This window comes from Kineococcus vitellinus, from assembly GCF_009906315.1.
GTDB classification, from domain to species: domain Bacteria; phylum Actinomycetota; class Actinomycetes; order Actinomycetales; family Kineococcaceae; genus Kineococcus; species Kineococcus vitellinus.
Genome location: NZ_JAAALL010000075.1, coordinates 1 through 16,501, shown reverse-complemented (window position 1 = coordinate 16,501; position 16,501 = coordinate 1). Strand labels below are relative to the sequence as shown.

The 16,501-nt window shown below is 77.0% G+C and carries 14 protein-coding genes; 3 read left to right on the top strand and 11 right to left on the bottom strand.

Going from position 1 to position 16,501, the window contains the following annotated elements; translation table 11 throughout:
* On the top strand, positions 1 to 1,593 hold a 1,593-nt coding region (locus tag GTQ99_RS09135; RefSeq protein WP_166615429.1), incomplete at its 5' end, for an alkaline phosphatase.
* 108 nt (positions 1,594 to 1,701) lie between these two features.
* Here the strand turns inward: GTQ99_RS09135 and GTQ99_RS09130 are convergent.
* The 4 genes from GTQ99_RS09130 to GTQ99_RS09115 all read right to left on the bottom strand — a co-directional run bounded on the left by GTQ99_RS09130 (position 1,702) and on the right by GTQ99_RS09115 (position 7,038).
* Positions 1,702 to 2,070: a hypothetical protein gene (locus tag GTQ99_RS09130; protein WP_166615428.1), complete on the bottom strand. Its 369-nt coding sequence runs from the start codon at positions 2,068 to 2,070 to the stop codon at positions 1,702 to 1,704.
* Positions 2,071 to 2,079: 9 nt separating this feature from the next.
* Positions 2,080 to 2,616 (bottom strand): hypothetical protein, encoded by a 537-nt coding sequence (locus GTQ99_RS09125; RefSeq protein WP_205707103.1) that lies wholly within the window; start codon positions 2,614 to 2,616, stop codon positions 2,080 to 2,082.
* A 73-nt stretch (positions 2,617 to 2,689) separates the two neighbouring features.
* Entirely contained in the window at positions 2,690 to 4,468 is a 1,779-nt protein-coding gene (locus tag GTQ99_RS09120) for a SpoIIE family protein phosphatase (protein ID WP_166615427.1), read from the bottom strand.
* Between the two features lie 2 nt (positions 4,469 to 4,470).
* A complete protein-coding gene (locus GTQ99_RS09115; RefSeq protein ID WP_240897065.1) occupies positions 4,471 to 7,038 on the bottom strand; it encodes a DEAD/DEAH box helicase in 2,568 nt (855 codons plus the stop codon).
* Positions 7,039 to 7,167: 129 nt separating this feature from the next.
* Between GTQ99_RS09115 and GTQ99_RS09110 the strand changes: the two genes are divergently transcribed.
* Complete coding sequence (locus tag GTQ99_RS09110; protein ID WP_166615426.1) at positions 7,168 to 7,842, top strand: PAS domain-containing protein; 675 nt, start codon at positions 7,168 to 7,170, stop codon at positions 7,840 to 7,842.
* 52 nt (positions 7,843 to 7,894) lie between these two features.
* Here GTQ99_RS09110 and GTQ99_RS09105 read toward each other — a convergent pair whose 3' ends face one another.
* The 5 genes from GTQ99_RS09105 to GTQ99_RS09085 all read right to left on the bottom strand — a co-directional run bounded on the left by GTQ99_RS09105 (position 7,895) and on the right by GTQ99_RS09085 (position 13,256).
* Complete coding sequence (locus GTQ99_RS09105; RefSeq protein ID WP_166615425.1) at positions 7,895 to 8,230, bottom strand: response regulator transcription factor; 336 nt, start codon at positions 8,228 to 8,230, stop codon at positions 7,895 to 7,897.
* Positions 8,231 to 8,342: 112 nt separating this feature from the next.
* Positions 8,343 to 9,785, bottom strand: a complete 1,443-nt coding sequence (gene mptB, locus GTQ99_RS09100) for a polyprenol phosphomannose-dependent alpha 1,6 mannosyltransferase MptB (RefSeq protein WP_166615424.1) — start codon at positions 9,783 to 9,785, stop codon at positions 8,343 to 8,345.
* The gene (locus tag GTQ99_RS09095; protein ID WP_166615423.1) at positions 9,778 to 10,530 is read right to left on the bottom strand and encodes a glycosyltransferase; all 753 of its coding nucleotides are present in this window, start codon (positions 10,528 to 10,530) and stop codon (positions 9,778 to 9,780) included. Before GTQ99_RS09095 ends, mptB begins: the two co-directional genes overlap by 8 nt.
* Positions 10,531 to 10,539: 9 nt before the next feature.
* Positions 10,540 to 12,657 carry a SpoIIE family protein phosphatase gene (locus tag GTQ99_RS09090; RefSeq protein ID WP_166615422.1) on the bottom strand — a complete coding sequence of 706 codons (2,118 nt, stop codon included), beginning with the start codon at positions 12,655 to 12,657 and terminating at the stop codon, positions 10,540 to 10,542.
* A 101-nt stretch (positions 12,658 to 12,758) separates the two neighbouring features.
* Positions 12,759 to 13,256: an ATP-binding protein gene (locus tag GTQ99_RS09085; protein WP_166615421.1), complete on the bottom strand. Its 498-nt coding sequence runs from the start codon at positions 13,254 to 13,256 to the stop codon at positions 12,759 to 12,761.
* A gap of 246 nt (positions 13,257 to 13,502) precedes the next feature.
* Here GTQ99_RS09085 and GTQ99_RS09080 point away from each other — a divergent pair, with 246 nt between their 5' ends.
* Positions 13,503 to 14,462: a glucosyl-3-phosphoglycerate synthase gene (locus tag GTQ99_RS09080; protein WP_166615420.1), complete on the top strand. Its 960-nt coding sequence runs from the start codon at positions 13,503 to 13,505 to the stop codon at positions 14,460 to 14,462.
* Positions 14,463 to 14,484: 22 nt separating this feature from the next.
* Here GTQ99_RS09080 and GTQ99_RS09075 read toward each other — a convergent pair whose 3' ends face one another.
* Complete coding sequence (locus GTQ99_RS09075) at positions 14,485 to 14,832, bottom strand: rhodanese-like domain-containing protein (protein ID WP_166615419.1); 348 nt, start codon at positions 14,830 to 14,832, stop codon at positions 14,485 to 14,487.
* A 9-nt stretch (positions 14,833 to 14,841) separates the two neighbouring features.
* A partial coding sequence (locus GTQ99_RS09070) for a HelD family protein (protein ID WP_166615418.1) occupies positions 14,842 to 16,501 on the bottom strand: 1,660 nt, incomplete at its 5' end.

Sequence of the window (16,501 nt, the reverse complement as noted above, 5' to 3'; positions counted from 1 at the left end):
GTCGAGGTCACCTACCGCGGCCTGGTCTACCCCGAGGCCGGCAGCTACACGATCGCCGCCGCCGTCACCTCCTCGGCCGGCGAGGCCTCCCAGGAGGTGAAGCACGAGGTCGTGCTCAACGACGCGGCGGGGAAGAAGGCCAAGAACGTCATCTTCTTCCTCGGCGACGGCATGGGCCAGGCCGCCATCACCGGCGCGCGCATCCTGTCCAAGGGGATCACCGAGGGCAAGTACGACGCCCTGCTGGAGATGGACACCCTGGACCACCGCGGCAACGTCACCACCTCGGGCGTCGACTCCATCGCCACCGACTCGGCGAACTCCATGTCCGCGTACATGACCGGCCACAAGTCGGCCGTCAACGCCATGGGCGTCTACCCCGGCAACTCCGAGGACCCGAACGCCAGCCCGCGCGTGGAGACCATGGCCGAGGTCCTCAAGCGCTCGCGGGAGATGTCCATCGGCATCGTCACCACCGCCGAGATCCAGGACGCCACCCCCGCCGCGGTGTTCGCGCACACCCGCCGCCGCTCGGAGTACCTCGACATCATGGACCAGGCCCTGCAGCCCGGTCAGATGCCCGACGTGTACATGGGCGGCGGGCGCGCCTCGCTGCTGCCGCAGTCGCAGGAGGGCTCGCGCCGCGAGGACGACCGCGACCTCATCGAGGAGTTCAAGGACAAGGGCTTCGCCTACGCGGGCTCGCGCACCGAGCTCGCCGCGGTCATGGCCGCCGGGACCCCCGACAAGCTGCTCGGCACCTTCACCCTGGGCAACCTCAACGTCTACATCGACCGCGAGATCACCCCGAACCCGGAGGTGCTGGGCGACTTCACCGACCAGCCGGGCCTGGTGGAGATGACGAAGGCCGCGCTGGAGGTCCTGGAGAAGAACGACAAGGGCTTCTTCCTCATGGTCGAGGGCGCCTCGATCGACAAGTCGGAGCACCCGCTGGACGGGCCGCGCGCCGTCTACGACACCATCGAGCTGGACCAGGCCGTCGGCATCGCCAAGGAGTGGGCGGCCGGCCGCGACGACACCCTCATCGTCGTCACCGCCGACCACAACCACGCCATGAGCATCGCCGGCACCCACACGCTGTCCAAGGAGGGCTCGCCCGCCCGCCAGCAGAACGGCGTGTACGCCGACGCCGGTTTCCCGACCTACGAGGACGCGAACGGCGACGGGTTCCCCGACGACCCGAACCCGGACGTGCAGCTGTTCTTCGGCTGGTCCAACCACCCGGACCACCCGGACGACTTCGCGCACAACCCCGTCCTGCAGCAGCCGGCCCTGGAGGACCCCGCCACCGAGCAGGCGTTCCCCAACCCCGAGCGCGACCCGGGCTCCGTCCTCCAGATCGGCAACCTGCCGCTGGAGGAGACGAACTGCGTGCACACCGTCGAGGACGTCTCCATCTTCGCCTCCGGTCCGGGGTCGGAGCGCTTCGCGAAGCTGCTGGACAACACCGAGGTGTTCCACGCCGTCTGCGCGGCCCTCGGCCTGCAGGTCCCGACCCACAGCCTGCTGAGCACCGAGGGCAAGGTCGCCGAGGCCGAGGTCGCGGCCCAGCAGACCGAGCTGGTCGGCTGACACCGCAGCACCGGCACGAGCACCACCGGCAGGAGCACCACCGGCACGAGCACCACGGCGCCCTCCCCCGCACCCGCGGGGGAGGGCGCCGCGCGTGCGGGCCCGCGCTCAGCCCAGCAGGGCGCGCACGTGCGGCGGGCAGCCGGAGGGGTCCAGGAACCGCTGCGGCAGGCCGGCCCGGGTGCGCAGCGCCGCGTAGCGGCCGAGCGGCGCGTCGCAGGGTTCCACGAGCCAGTCCCGGTCGGCCTGCTCGCGGGCGAACGCGTCGACGTCCTCGACGAGGTAGGCACCCCCGGCCCCCAGCTCCAGCTCCACGTCGTGCTCGTGCAGCAGCACGGCCGCCACCGGCGAACCCGGCGCCGCCAGCAGCGCGCTGTCGCGGTCGGGCCGGTGCAGCAGCGCGAAGCCGGACCGCTCGAACCCCGTGAGGGCCTGGCGCAGGCCCGTCACCGGGTGCACCTCGAACAGCAGCCTCACCGCCGCACCTCAGTGGCTGCCGGTGCCCCGGCGCGACTCGAGCACCGGCTCGACGAGCCGCTCGACGACGGCACCGGTGGCGATCGCCGCGACGGCCGCGTGCAGGACCTCGACGACGCCCTCCCCGCGCTGCCAGGTGCGCGGCGGCGCACCGGCACCCGTGGCGTTCTCCAGGGTCTGGTCGACGATGACGCGGGTCAGCGTCTGCACCACGTCCGCGCGCACCGCGACGAGCCCGCTGGCCCGCCACACCCCGCGCAGCGCACCGAGGGCGACGCCGGTCACCAGGTCCATCGCGGCGGTCGCCGCGGCCGGGCGCTCGTCGTCGCCCGGGGAGCGGCCGAGCAGGATGAGCAGGGTCCGCCCCCGCACGTAGGAGGCCGGGCGCCCGGTCAGGGCGCGCTCCGCGCGCTGGCCCAGCGCCATCGCCGCCGCGCCCGCCAGCCCCCCGGCGGCACCGCGGGCGGCGGCGCGCGCCAGCACCGCCCGCCGTCCCGCCGACCGCTGCACCGCCCTGCCCACCGGCCCGCCCACCGCCACGTCCACGCGGCCACCCTGCCGCGCCCCGCCCCGCGGCGCCAGCGAGGCTCGCGGGTGGCGCGGGCGGTGGCGCGGGCGGTCAGCGCCCGGCGGGGGCGGCCACGCGCAGCACGAGGATCGCCACGTCGTCCTCGCGGCCGTCGCCGAGGTCGGCGACGAGGGCGTCGCAGACCTCCTCCGCGGGCAGGTCGCGCAGCTGCTCGACGCGCCGGCGCAGCCGCTCCAGGCCCACGTGCAGGTCCTCCCCGCGGCGCTCCACGAGGCCGTCGGTGCAGAGCACCAGCGTCGAGCCGGGCGGCAGCGCGGTGGTGTGGTCGTGGCGGGGGACCTCCGGCTGCAGGCCCAGCAGCAGGTCCGGCGCGGTGTCCAGCAGGCGGGCGCCGGCGCCGGGCACCGCGAGGACGGGCGGCAGGTGGCCGGCGTTGGACCAGCGCAGCGTCCGCACCCCGCTCTCCTCGTCCTCGCCCGCGGGCAGCTCCACGTGCGCGAGCACGGCCGTGGCGACCGAGGGCACGTGCAGCTGGCGCATGGCGCGGTCCAGGCCGGACAGGACGGCCGCCGGCGTGGTGCCCAGGGCCGCGCACACCCCGCGCAGCAGGTTGCGCAGCTGCCCCATCTGGGCGGCGGCCTCGCGGTCGTGCCCGGCGACGTCGCCGATCGCCAGGACCGTCGCGCCGTCCGGGGAGGAGAACCCGTCGTACCAGTCGCCGCCCACCCGGGCGCCCTGGCCGGCGGGCAGGTAGCGCACCGCGATGCGCAGGTCGTCCGGCTGCACCGGGGCGGTGAGCAGGCTGCGCTGCAGCGCCTCCGACATGCCGCGCTCGGCCTCGGCGGCCTGCAGCCCGGCCAGCGTCTGCGCGCACTGGGCGGCGAAGGCGTCGACGAGCTCCAGGTCGCGCTCGGCGAAGCGCTGCGGCTCGCGCCAGCCCACCGCCAGCGAACCCAGCGTCGCGCCCCCCGCGCGCAAGGGCAGGCAGATCCACGCCTGCATGCCGGTGACCGCGACCACCTCGTCCATGCCGGGGGCCGCGGCCAGGACGGCCTGCAGGTCGGGCAGCACGATGCGGCGGCCGGTGGCGGCGGCCAGGGCGACCGGCATCGGGTGGTCCACGGGGACGCGGCTCCAGGCCACGGCCGCCCGCGGGCCCAGGCTCTCGGTGAGGGAGAGCCGCAGCTCGTCGCCGCTGCGCACGGCGACCGCGCCGCCGTCGGCGCCCAGGACGGCGAGGCCGCGGTGCACGACGGTGTCCGCGAGCTGCGTCGTGGTGCGCGCGGCCGCCAGCTGCACCGACACGTCGACCAGGCCGGCGAGGCGGGCCGCGGTGGCGGCCTCCGCCGTGAGGGCGGCCCGCAGCTCGTGCCCGCGCAGGTGCAGGTCGGCCTCGGCGCGCAGCTCCAGGCTCAGCTGCCGGCCCGGCTCCCCGGTGCCCAGCGCGGCGTCGCCGCCGCGGGCGTGCACGTAGGGGGTGACGTCCTCGACGCGGTGCACGACGAGGCGCACGCGGCCGTCGGCGTCGAGGACGGGCACGTTGAACGGGCTCCACCAGCGCTCGGTGAACCCGCCGCGGCCGTCGGGGACGTCGTAGCGCTGCAGCGGCATGGTGTCCGCCCGGCCCGTCGCCAGGACCCGCCGCAGCGAGTCCCCGAGGTTCGCCGTGGCGCGGGCCTCGGGGGTCTCGGGGTTGTCGGGCATCGCCTCCAGGACGTGCCGGCCGAGCAGCCGCTCGCGCCGGCTGCCGGTGGCGCGGGCGTAGGCGTCGTTGACGGCCACGACGTGCAGCCGCGCGTCGAGGACGAGCAGCGGCGTCGGCAGCGCCGCGAAGACGGCCGCGTGGTCGACGCCGGCGTCCACGTCCACGCTCACATCCTCAGCAGCCCGGCCACCCGCAGCACCGCCGCGCCGGCCTCGTCGGAGGCGTCGAGGTCGACCTCGGCGACGACCGCCCAGTCGCGGTCCCCCGCCGGGTCCTCGACGACCTGGCGCACGTACCAGCGGCGCGGGGAGCCCTTCGGCTCCGGGCCGGAGCCGTCGTCGACCTGCAGCAGGTGCGGACCACGCGCGTCCGGGCCGGTGCCGATGCTCTCGTGCTCCTCGTAGTAGGCGTCGAGCTGGTCTGCCCAGGTGTCCTCGTCGGGCGAGCCGTCGAGCGCGGCGAGCTGCTCGGGGCGGTCCAGCGCGGCGAGCTCCACGAAGCGGAACACCGCGTTGCGCACCAGGACCCGGAACGCGCGGGCGTTCGCGGTGACCGGCGGCGCCTGCTCCTCCTGCGGCGCCACCACGTCCTCGACGTCGGCGGGGTCGACGCCGTCGCGCAGCGCCTCCCACTCGGCCAGCAGCGAGGAGTCGGTCTGGCGCACGACCTCCCCGAGCCACTCCACGAGGTCGGTGAGCTCCTCGGTGCGGGCGTCGTCGGGCACGGTCTGGCGCAGCGCCTTGTAGGCGTCGGAGAGGTAGCGCAGGACGAGGCCCTCGGAGCGGGCGAGCTGGTAGAAGCCGACGTAGTCGCCGAACGTCATGGCCCGCTCGTACATGTCGCGCACGACGGACTTCGGCTTCACCTCGTGGTCGGCGACCCACGGGTTGCCGGAGCGGTAGGTCTCGTAGGCGGCGCGCAGCTCCTCGGCGAGCGGCTGCGGCCACTCGACGTCCTCCAGCTGCGCCATCCGCTCCTCGTACTCCACGCCGTCGGCCTTCATCCGCGCGACGGCCTCGCCCTTGGCCTTCGAGCGCTGCGCGAGCAGCACCTTCATCGGCTCGTCGAGGGTGGACTCGATGACGGAGACGACGTCGAGGGCGTAGGTCGGCGAGGCGGGGTCGAGCAGCTCGTCGATGACGGCCAGCGCGAACGGCGACAGGGGCTGGTTGAGCGCGAAGTCCAGCTGCAGGTCGGTCACGAGGCGCACCTGGCGGCCGTCGGGCAGCGGCGCCGGCAGCTTCTCCACGACGCCCGCGTCGAGCAGCGCCCGGAACAGCTCCACCGCGCGGCGCACGTGCTGGAGCTGGTTCTTGCGCGGCTCGTGGTTGTCCAGCAGCAGGTGCCGGGCGGCCTCGACGGGGTTGCCGGGGCGCTGCAGCAGGTTCAGCAGCATCGAGGTCGTCACCCGGAAGTGGCTGGTGAGCTGCTCGGGCTCGGCGACGACGAGCTTGTCCATCGTCGCCTGCGACCAGGAGACGAACCCCTCGGGCGCCTTGACGCGCTGCACGCGCTTGAGCTTCCTCGGGTCGTCGCCGGCGCGCGCGACGCGGCGGGCGTTCTCGACCTCGTGCTCGGGCGCCTGCACGACGACCGTGCCCGCGGTGTCGAAGCCGGCGCGGCCGGCGCGGCCGGCGATCTGGTGGAACTCCCGGGCGCGGTAGTGGCGGGTGCGGCGGCCGTCGAACTTGGTCAGCCCGGCGAACAGCACCGTGCGGATCGGGACGTTGATGCCGACGCCGAGGGTGTCGGTGCCGCAGATGACCTTCAGCAGCCCCGCCTGGGCCAGCGTCTCCACGAGGCGGCGGTACTTGGGCAGCATCCCGGCGTGGTGGACGCCGACGCCCATCCGCAGCAGGCGGGAGAGGACCTTGCCGAAGCCGACGGCGAAGCGGAAGGAGCCGATGGCCTCGGCGATGGCGTCGCGCTGCTCGCGGGTGGCGACCTTGGCGCTGGTCAGCGCCTGCGCCTGCTCGACGGCGGCGGCCTGGGTGGCGTGCACGACGTAGACGGGCGCGCGGTCGGTGGCCAGCAGCTCCTCGACGGTCTCCTGCAGCGGCGTCGTCGCGTAGGAGTAGTGCAGCGGCACGGGCCGCTCCACGGAGGTGACGACGGCGGTCGCCCGGCCGGTGCGGCGGCTGAGGTCCTCGCGCAGCCGGGTGACGTCGCCCAGGGTGGCCGACATGAGCAGGAACTGCGCCTGCGGCAGCTCCACGATCGGCACCTGCCACGCCCAGCCGCGGTCGGGGTCGGCGTAGAAGTGGAACTCGTCCATGACGACCTGGCCGACGTCGGCGAACGCGCCGGAGCGCAGCGCGACGTTGGCCAGCACCTCGGCGGTGCAGCAGACGATCGGCGCGCCCGGGTTCACCGACGCGTCGCCCGTCATCATCCCGACGCGCTCGGCGCCGAAGGTCTCCACGAGGGCGAAGAACTTCTCGCTCACCAGGGCCTTGAGCGGCGCGGTGTAGAAGGAGCGGATCCCGGCGGCCAGCGCCGCGGCGTGCGCGCCGGCGGCGACGAGGGACTTGCCGGAGCCGGTGGGGGTGGCGAGCACGACGTTGGAGCCGGAGACGACCTCGATGAGCGCCTCCTGCTGGGCCGGGTACAGCTCGATGCCGCCGGCGGAGACCCAGGAGGAGAACGCCTCGAAGACGGTGTCGGGGTCGTCGGCGGCGGCGGTGCCCGCGGCGGGCAGCAGCTCGGGCAGCGAGGGTGCGGTGGCGATCGTCATGGCCCGCCCATCGTCGCACCGCCGGGCCGGGGCGCGGTCCGGCGCCACCGCCGCGGGCCTGGTGGTCCGCGCCCGCGTGGAGCACCATGTGCGCACGGCCGGCGTCTCGAGCAGGGGGGTGGCCGCCGCGTGAGCGAGGACCCGTTGAGCCGCGAGCACCACGTGCGCCGGCGCGCCGAGCAGGTGCGCGCCGACCTGGCCGCCCTGTGGGGCGACGACATGCCCCCGGGCCCGGACCCGCAGATCACCGCCCTCGTCGACAGCCTCGCCCTCGACGACGACCACGGCCGCCGCCTCGGGCTCGTCGTGCAGGGCGACGCCGTCCCCTTCCACCTGATGGTGCGGCTGCTGGTCTCCAGCCCCGTCGGCCAGCAGGTGCTCGCGCAGCTGCCGGCGCCGCTGCGCGCGCGGGTCGACCTGGCGCTGACCACGCTGGGCGGGCCCGCGGCGGCCGCGGGGCCGGCCGACCGGGGGCTGCCGCAGACGCCGTCGGGGGCCTTCGCGCTGCGCGTGCGCCCGGAGGTCGTCGACCTCGACGAGCGCACCAGCGGGCTGCTCGGGCTGCCCGCGCGCCAGCACCGGCTGACGTGGGCGCAGGTGCTGGAGCGGGTGCACCCGCAGGAGCGGGCGCAGGTGCAGGCCGCGACGCTCGCCTCGCTGCACAAGCAGGCGTCGCTGAACCTGCGCTTCCGCGTGGTGCACGACGACGGCGGGGAGCACTGGCTGTCCGCGGTGGCCCACGCGCTGACCGGCGAGGACGGGGGCACCGAGCAGATCGTCGGCTTCACGATGCCCAGCCCCTAGGCCCCCGCCGCCGGGCGCGCCCGCCGGGTGCGCGGGTGCGCGGGTCAGCGGGTCAGGAGATGAGCCCGTCCTCGCGCGCCAGGCCGGCGGCGGCCGCGGAGGAGCGCACGCCGTACTTGCGCCGCACGGCGGCCAGGTGCTGGGCGACGGTGTTGGCGGCCAGGCCGAAGCGCTCGGCGACGACCGAGCCGGGGCAGCCGTCGGCGACCATCTGCAGGACCTCGCGCTCGCGGGCGGTCAGCACGACGGTGCGCCGGTCGGGGCGGGCGGCGCGCTCGGCCTCCTGCAGCGCGCGGTAGCGCTGCTCGGGGACGAGGACGAAGCGGTTGCCCTCGGCGTCCTCGACGACGCGCTGGCCGTCGACCACGGCCACGCTGCTGTCCTCCATGTGAAGCTCCTCCGTGACGCCGCGACGGCCTTCGGGTGAACCGCAGTCAGCACACTCTGCGTCACGATACGCACTCGTACTGCGATCGAACGTCCTTGAACCCAGGACCATCTCACCACCCGCTCGGCCCACGCCGCCACCGGAACCGCGCACCCGAGGCCAGCACCGCCAGCAGCGCCGCCCACGCGATCCACGGCCCGGCCTCGCGCCGGTAGCCCAGCGTGAGCGCCTCCACGGACGCCGACATGCCGTCCACCAGCCCCGGCACGTAGGCCGAGGCCAGCAGCGCCAGGCGCAGCGCCAGCAGCCGGTCCAGCACCGGCACCGCCAGCGCCAGCCCCAGCGGCCCCCACAGCAGCGCGTCGTACCAGGGCAGCTCGTAGGCGGCGCCCAGCAGGTAGCCCGCCGCCAGCGCGGCGGTGAAGCCCGCGGCCCGGTCCTCGAAGCCGCCGCGCACCAGCACCGGCCACCACAGCAGCACGACCGCGGCCATCACCAGCAGCATCCCCGGCAGCAGCCAGCCGCGGGGCAGGCCCGCGTCCACCAGCGGCCGCCACACCGTCGCCAGCGACACGTACCGGCTGGCCGTGCGGGTCTGGTCGTACACGTGCACCCCCGCCCACGCGTGCGCGGGCACCAGCACCAGCAGCAGCCCGCCCAGCCCGCGCAGCACCCAGCCGCGGCGCAGCGCCCCCGTCGTCAGCGCCGCCACCAGCAGCCCCGCGCCGGCCGCCCCGTAGGGCAGCTTCGTGCCCGCGGCCACGGCCAGCGCCACCCCCGCCGCCAGCGGGTGCCGGCGCCCCAGCAGCAGCGCCCCGACGGCGGCCGCCCCCGCCAGGACGTCGGCGTGCGCGCCGCCCAGGCCCACCGTCAGCAGCAGCGGGTTGGCCGTCCACAGCACCTGCGCGCGCGCCCGGCGGGCGGGCTCGCGCACCGCGGCGCGCACCCCCAGCCCGGCCGCCGCCCAGGCGAGCAGCAGCAGCAGCTGCCAGCACCACACCGTCGCGCGCACCGAGTCCCCGCCGGCCAGGGAGGCCAGCGCCTGCAGCAGCGCCGCGACGGGCCCGTAGACCGACGTCGTCGAGCGCCACGGGTCCCGCACGGCCGAGGCGACCGGGTCGTCGCCGCCGGCGAAGGTGTCCGGCGGCTGCGCGTACGGGTCGCCGCCGAGGGCGGCGATGCGCCCGTAGGCGGCGTAGCTGAGGTGGTCGGCGGAGCCGACCGGCGGCAGCAGCACCGTCAGCAGCGCCCCCGCCAGGCCCACGAGCAGGAAGCGGCGCGGCCGCCAGCCCCGCCCGACCGCGTGCACGGCGGCCAGCAGCGCCGTGCCGCCGGCGAGCACCGACAGCCCCGACAGCGCCGTGACCAGCTCCGAGGACGGGGAGCGGCCGAGGTCCAGCGGCAGCCGCCCGGGCCCCAGCGCCGGCACCGCCGCCGACGGCCCGGCGAGGGCGACCGCAGCCCAGCAGCCCAGGCACAGCACGGCCGCGAGCGTCGCCAGCGCCGCGGCGGGCGGCGCGGCGGGCCGCACGGGCGGGCGGGTGCGCTCAGGCACCGCTGGCGCGGCGCAGGGCGTCGCCCAGCCGGCGGCGGGCGAGGGCGCGCGCGACGTCGCGGTACTGCGCGGCGCGGTGCAGCTGCGAGCGCCAGTCGGTGCCGGTCACCCGGTGCTGCAGCGCGCACGGCACCTCGCGCACCCGGTGGCCGGCGCGCAGCAGGTCGATGGTCAGGGCCGTCTCCACGCCCCAGCCCGGGGCCAGCGGCAGCGCCGCCTCGAACGCGGCGCGGGTCAGGCAGCGCATCCCCGACAGCGGCTGCTGCGGGGACCAGCCGGCGGTGGCCAGCGTGCCGCGGCGGGCCAGGCCGACGACGAGCCCGCGCCCGCCGCCGGGGCTGGACTGCGGCGGCAGCACCGCGATCGTCATGTCCGCCTCGCCCGCCAGCACCGGCCCGGTCAGCGGCGCCGTCTCGACGGCGCTCGCGCCGAGGTCGGCGTCGACGAGCAGCAGCGGTCGCGGGCGCAGCCCCGGGCGCGGGGAGCGGGCCTCGGCGGCGGCGCCCGCGCGGGCCCCGGTCTGCAGGGCCGCGGCCTTGCCGCGGTTGCGCGGGTGCGCCACGACGACGGCGCCCGCGGCGCGGGCCGCCCGGGCGGTGCCGTCGCGCGAGCCGTCGTCGACGACCACGACGAGGTCGACGACCGCCAGGGAGCGGACGGCGGCCACGGTGGCCGCGATGCGCTCCTCCTCGTCCTTGGCCGGGATCACTGCCGCGACGGTCGGGGAGGGGCGCAGGGGTGGCACGCGGCGACGCTAGCGCAGCCGCACCGCCAGCACCGTGACGTCGTCGTCGGCCTCCGCGCCGGTGTCGGTCATCCGGCGCACGAGCGCCTCGGCCACCTCGGCGGGTTCCTCGCGGGCCACGTCGCGGAAGTGCGCCAGCACGGCGTCGAGCCCCTCGGTCAGCGAGCGGCTGCGGGTCTCCACCAGCCCGTCGGAGAAGACGACGAGCCCGCTGCCGGGGGCCAGCCGCACGTCGAGGACCTCCTCGCGCCCGTCCCCGCCGACGCCGACGGGCACCCCCGGCGGCACGTCGAGGTAGCGCGGGCCGCCGTCGCAGGTCAGCGGCGGCAGGTGCCCGGCGCTGGCGGCCAGCAGGTGCCCGTCGGCGCCGAGCACGCCGTAGAAGATCGTCACCAGGTCCTCGGCGGCGCCGGCGCGGGCGCAGGCGTCGAGCCCGCGCAGCACCGCCGTCGGGTGCGGGTCGAGGACGGCCAGGGTGCGCACCTGGGTGCGCACCTGCCCCATGACGGTCGCCGCGCGCGCCCCGCGGCCCATGACGTCGCCCAGCACGACCGCGACGCGCCCGTCGGCCAGCGGGATCAGCTCGGCCCAGTCGCCGCCGACCTCCACGCCGGCGCTGGTGGTGGCGATGCGGTGCGCCGCCAGCCACGGGACGGGGGGCAGCGGGCCGGGCTGCAGCGCCTCCTGCAGCACGGTGGCGGTGTCGCGCTGCGCCTCCACCAGCTGCATGCGCTCCAGGACGCCGGAGACCTGCCGGGCGAAGGTCAGCAGGAACTCGCGCTCCTCGGGGTCGTCGCCGGGCGGCTCGGCGAAGCCGAGGACGAGGGTGCCCAGGTGGCGCCGGCGGGAGGCCAGCGGCAGCAGCGCCCACGCCTGCTCCCCGGCCGCCAGGGCGGCCTCGAAGTACGGGCGCACGCCCGCCGGCGTGGCGGCGACCCCCGCGGCGCCGACGAGGAAGGCCCCGCCGCCGCCGGCCAGGCGGGAGGCCTCGGCCAGGACGGCGTCGGGCAGCCGGCTGGTGCTGCGGGTGCCGTCGGAGAGCATCCGGTGCAGCGCGACGCCGCCGTCGCCGCCGGGCCGGGCGGCCAGGCCGAGGGTGCCGCGCACCGCGCCGGGCCCGTGCAGGCAGGCGCGCAGCACGGCGTCGAGCACCTGCGGGTAGGTCGTGGCGGTGGCCAGCGCCGCGGTGAGGCCCTGCAGCGCGCGGGTGCGCCGGGCGGCGCGGGAGCGCTCGGTGACGTCGTCGAGGGAGCCGACCCACTCCAGCACCTCGCCGCCGGGGTCGGTGGGGTCGGCCAGGACCGGCACGGCCACGGCGGTCAGGGTGCGCCAGCCGGAGGGGGTGCGCAGCCGGAAGCGGAAGCGGCCCGGGGCGCGGGCGGCGACGGCCAGGGCGAAGGCCGACTGCACCTGCGGCAGGTCCTCGGGGTGGACGTCGCGCTGCCAGCCGGTGCCGCGCACGTCCCCGGCGCGCTGGGTGAGGGTGCGCCAGCCGGGCAGGTCGCACGTCATGCCGTAGCCGGGGCGGGCGGTGAAGACGTCCAGGGAGCCGGCCTCGGCCAGCGTGCGGTAGCGCAGCTCGGAGCGGCGGGCGGTCTCCAGCAGCCGGGCGCGCTCGACGGCCAGCGCGCACTGCCCGGCCAGGGTGGCGGCGAAGACCTGCTGGTCGGCGTCGAGGGAGCCCTCGCGCAGGAACCCGAAGCGCAGCACGCCGACGAGGCGCCCGCGCGCCACCAGCGGGTACATGGCCCAGGAGTGCTCGCCGAGGGCGAGGACGGTGTCGTTCAGGCCCCCGTCGAAGGCGGCGGCGAGCTCGGCGCGCGAGCCCAGCAGCACGGGCCGGCGGGTGCGGGCCGCGAGCGCGCTGGGGGTGGAGCTGGCCAGCGGCACGGCCAGCCCGAGCCCGAGGCCGCTGAGGCCGTCCTCGCCGGGCAGGTGCGGGGCCTGGGGGACGAGCACGTCGCCGCTCTCGTCGAGCAGGGAGACGCCGCAGGTGTGGGTGCGCAGCACGTCGCGGCCGGTGCGCAGCACGGCGCTGACGGCCGTGCGCACGTCCAGGGCGGCGGCGAGGTCCTCGGCGGTGCGCTGGAGGTGCTCCAGGGGAACGGCGCGCACGTCGGGTTCCACCGCACCACGCTATCGCGGTGAGTGGATGGAAGGTGACTCGGAGTGACGCGTCTGGGTGAACCGCGCCCGGCGCGCCCCCGCAGCGGGCCTCCAGCGGGTCCTCAGTGCGGGTGGTGCCGCGTCGGCCCCCCGAAGGAGGCCCACACCGTGCGGCTGAGGTCGTCGAGGTTGTCCACGACCCCCCACTCGTCGGCCAGGCCGTCCACGATGAACAGCCCCCGGCCGCCGGTGGCGCACCCGTCCGGCGAGCGCGGGACGAGCACCCGCCCGGGGGCCCCGCCGTCGGTGACCGCGACCTCCACGTGCGGGGACACCCCCGCGGCGGCGCCCGCGCCGGTCCCCGCCCCGGTGGCGGGGGCGACCTCGACCGTGACCTCGCACTGCACGTGGATGCCGCCGTCGGCCAGCGGCCGCGCGTGGCGCACGGCGTTGCCGACGATCTCCGAGACGACGATCTCGATCTCCGCCAGTGCCATCTCGTCCAGCCCCGCGCCGTCGAGCACCGTGCGCACGACGTGCCGGGCCTTGGGGACGGACGCCGCGTCGTGGGCGAAGCTCGCCCAGTGCGTCGCCGGCACGGGCCGTACTCCCGTGGGCATCCGATCCCTCTCTGCAGTGCTCACCGTCTGCTCGGGGGTACCCGCGCGCCCGGAGGGCCAAACCTCGCCCGCGGGCGCCGCCGCCGTCCGGGTGAGAGGTCTCCGACACCTCTCGGCAACGAGGCCGAAACGTGATCGGCCCGCCCGGCGCGCCCCTGTGACAGCCGCGTGAACTTCCCCGGCGCGGGGTGCCGCGGCCGCCGGGGGCGTGCGACGGTGAGCCGTCCGCGTCGACCGGAGGTTCTCGTGAAGCTGCCCGTCCAGGCCTGGTTCGAGCGCTCCACGACCCGCGCGCGCGACTGGCCCATCGACCGCCTGCGCGCCCACAAGGCCGGCACCCGGGTCAGCGTCGTGCTGCCCGCCCTCGACGAGGAGGCCACCGTCGGCCGCGTCGTCGGCATGGTCCGCCGCCTCGCCGAGGCCACCGGGCTCGTCGACGAGGTCGTCGTCATGGACTCCGGCTCCACCGACGCCACCGCCGAGGTCGCCGCGGCGGCCGGGGCCGTCGTCCACCACCGCGACGAGGTCCTGCCCGCGACCGGCTCGCGGCCCGGCAAGGGCGAGGTGCTGTGGAAGTCGCTGGCCGTCACCACCGGCGACGTCGTCGTCTTCGTCGACGCCGACCTCGTGGACCCGCAGCCGCAGCTGGTCACCGGCCTGCTCGGGCCGCTGCTCACCGACCCCGGCGTCGAGCTCGTCAAGGGCTGCTACGACCGCCCCCTGGCGGGCGCCGGCAGCACCTCGGGCGGGCGGGTCACCGAGCTCGTCGCCCGCCCGCTGCTCAGCGCCTTCTTCCCCGAGCTGGTCGGGGTGGTGCAGCCGCTGGGCGGGGAGTACGCCGGCCGCCGCCGGCTGCTGGAGGCGGTCCCCTTCTGCGGCGGCTACGGCGTCGAGATCGCCCTGCTCATCGACACCCTGCGCCTGCGCGGGCTGCCGGCCATCGCCCAGGTCGACCTCGGCCGGCGCCAGCACAGCCACCAGGACACCGCCGCGCTGGGCCGGATGGCCGCGCAGATCAGCCACGTCGTGCACCGGCGCGCCGGCGCCGAGGTGCCCGAGCCGCCGAGCATCACCCAGTTCGCCCGCGACGGCTACGGCCACTACGCGCCCGTCACCCACCTGCTGGAGCTGGAGGAGCGGCCGCCGATGATCGGCGTCGAGGGCTACCTCGCGGGCCACCCGCAGCGCGCGGCGAAGGTGTCCTGAGCGCCCCGGCGGCCGGCCGGCGTCAGCGGACGAACGGCTCCTGACCGGACTCGGAGACCATCGGCTTGCCGGCGTCCGCCCACGCGCCCATGCCGCCGTCGACGTTGACGACGTCGTAGCCGTTGTGCTGCAACCACTGCGCGGTGCGCTGGGAGCGGCCACCGGAGCGGCAGACGACGGCGAAGGGACCCTCGGGCAGCTCGCCCAGGCGCTGCGGCACCTGGCCCATCGGCACGTGCAGCGCCCCCTCGGCGTGCCCGGCCCGCCACTCCTCGTCCTCGCGCACGTCCACGAGGGCGAGGTCGGCGGGCAGGTCGGTGACGGAGATCGTGGGGACGCCGTCGACGTCGCGGGTGGGGAGCTCGCTCATGCGGCGAGCTTACGAGAGCCCGGCCCCGGCCCGGCCCAGCGCGGGCGGCAGCGGCCGCGCGTGCAGGACCACCATCGCGCTCACCGCCCGGGTCAGGCACACGTACAGCCGGCGCAGGCCGGTGCGCTCGTCCGGTTCGTCCGCCACGACGTCGGCCGGCTCGACGACGACCACGCGGTCGAACTCCAGGCCCTTCACCAGGGCGGCGGGCACCAGGGACACCCGCTGCGGCAGCTCCCCCGCCGCCACCTCGTCGAGGCGGGAGAAGGCCACCCCGGCCCCGGTGAGCGCCCGGGCCGCGGCCGCCACCGAGCCCGCCGCGACGACGACGCCCACCGAGCCGGCCTCGGCGAGCAGCTCGCGGGTGCTCGCGACGGCCGCGGCCACGGGGTCGGCGACGGGCAGGACATCCAGGCGCCCGGGGTCCTCGCGCACCGAGCGCGGCACCGACAGCTGCGGGGCGATGCGCGGCAGCAGCCGCGCGGCGTAGTCGAGGACGGCCGAGGGCACCCGGAAGCCCCGGTCGAGCACCTCCAGCTGCCCGTCGGGCTTGCCGAGGTGGCCGAGCACGTCCTCCCAGCTGCGCGCCGACCACGGCGTGGTGCCCTGCGCGATGTCGCCGAGGACGGTGGCCGCGCCCGTGGTGCAGCGCCGCCCGACGGCGCGCAGCTGCATCGCGGAGAGGTCCTGCGCCTCGTCGAGGACGACGTGCGCGCGCGAGGGGGTGCGCGCCAGCTGGTCGGCGACCTCGTCGAGCAGCACCGCGTCGGCCGCGCTCCAGCGCGCGGAGCCGGCGCTGCGCGGCGGGCGCGGCCAGCGCAGCAGCTCCCGCTCGGCGTCGTCGAGGAGGTCCTCGGAGCAGGCGCGCAGGAACGCCTCCTCCGACAGCAGCCGCCACAGCACCTTCGCCGGGGTCTGCGCCGGCAGCAGCGCCTTCACCGCGCGCCGCACCTCCGCGCTGCGCGCGACGGCGTCCTGCACGAGGTCGTCCGGGGAGTCCCCGGCCGCCTCCAGCAGCTGCAGCACCGCGTGCGCCAGCCGCTGCGGCAGCAGCGCGCGGGCCGCCTCGTAGCGCACGCCGCGGCCGGCCAGCTCCTCCAGCAGCTCGCGCACGACGTGCCCGGGCACCCGCCAGCGGCGCGAGCCGCGGGTCACCGCGAGCGCCCCGCCCTCCAGGACCCCGGCGGGGTCGGCCACGGCCGACCACACCGCGCGGCGCACGACCTCGGCCATCCGCGCATCGCCCTTGAGGGTCGCGACGGCGGCGTCCTCCTCGGCGCGCACGTGCACCGGCGCCCGCCCCTCGGCGGCCCCGGCGACCAGCTCGGCGACGGTCCGCTGCTCCACCTGCACCTCCCCCAGCGCGGGCAGCACCGCGGAGACGTGCTGCAGGAAGGCGCGGTTGGGACCCAGCACCAGCACGCCCTGGCGCTGCAGGCGCTCGCGGTGGGCGTACAGCAGCCAGGCGGCGCGGTGCAGGCCGACGGCCGTCTTGCCGGTGCCCGGCGCGCCCTGCACGCAGACGGTCGTCGAGGCGTCGGCGCGCACGAGCACGTCCTGCTCGGGCTGGATGGTGGCCACGATGTCGCGCATCGGCCCCGAGCGCGGGCGCTCGATCTCGCGGGCGAGGATCGCGCTGCGGTGCTCCTCGCCGCCGCCCTCCCCGCCC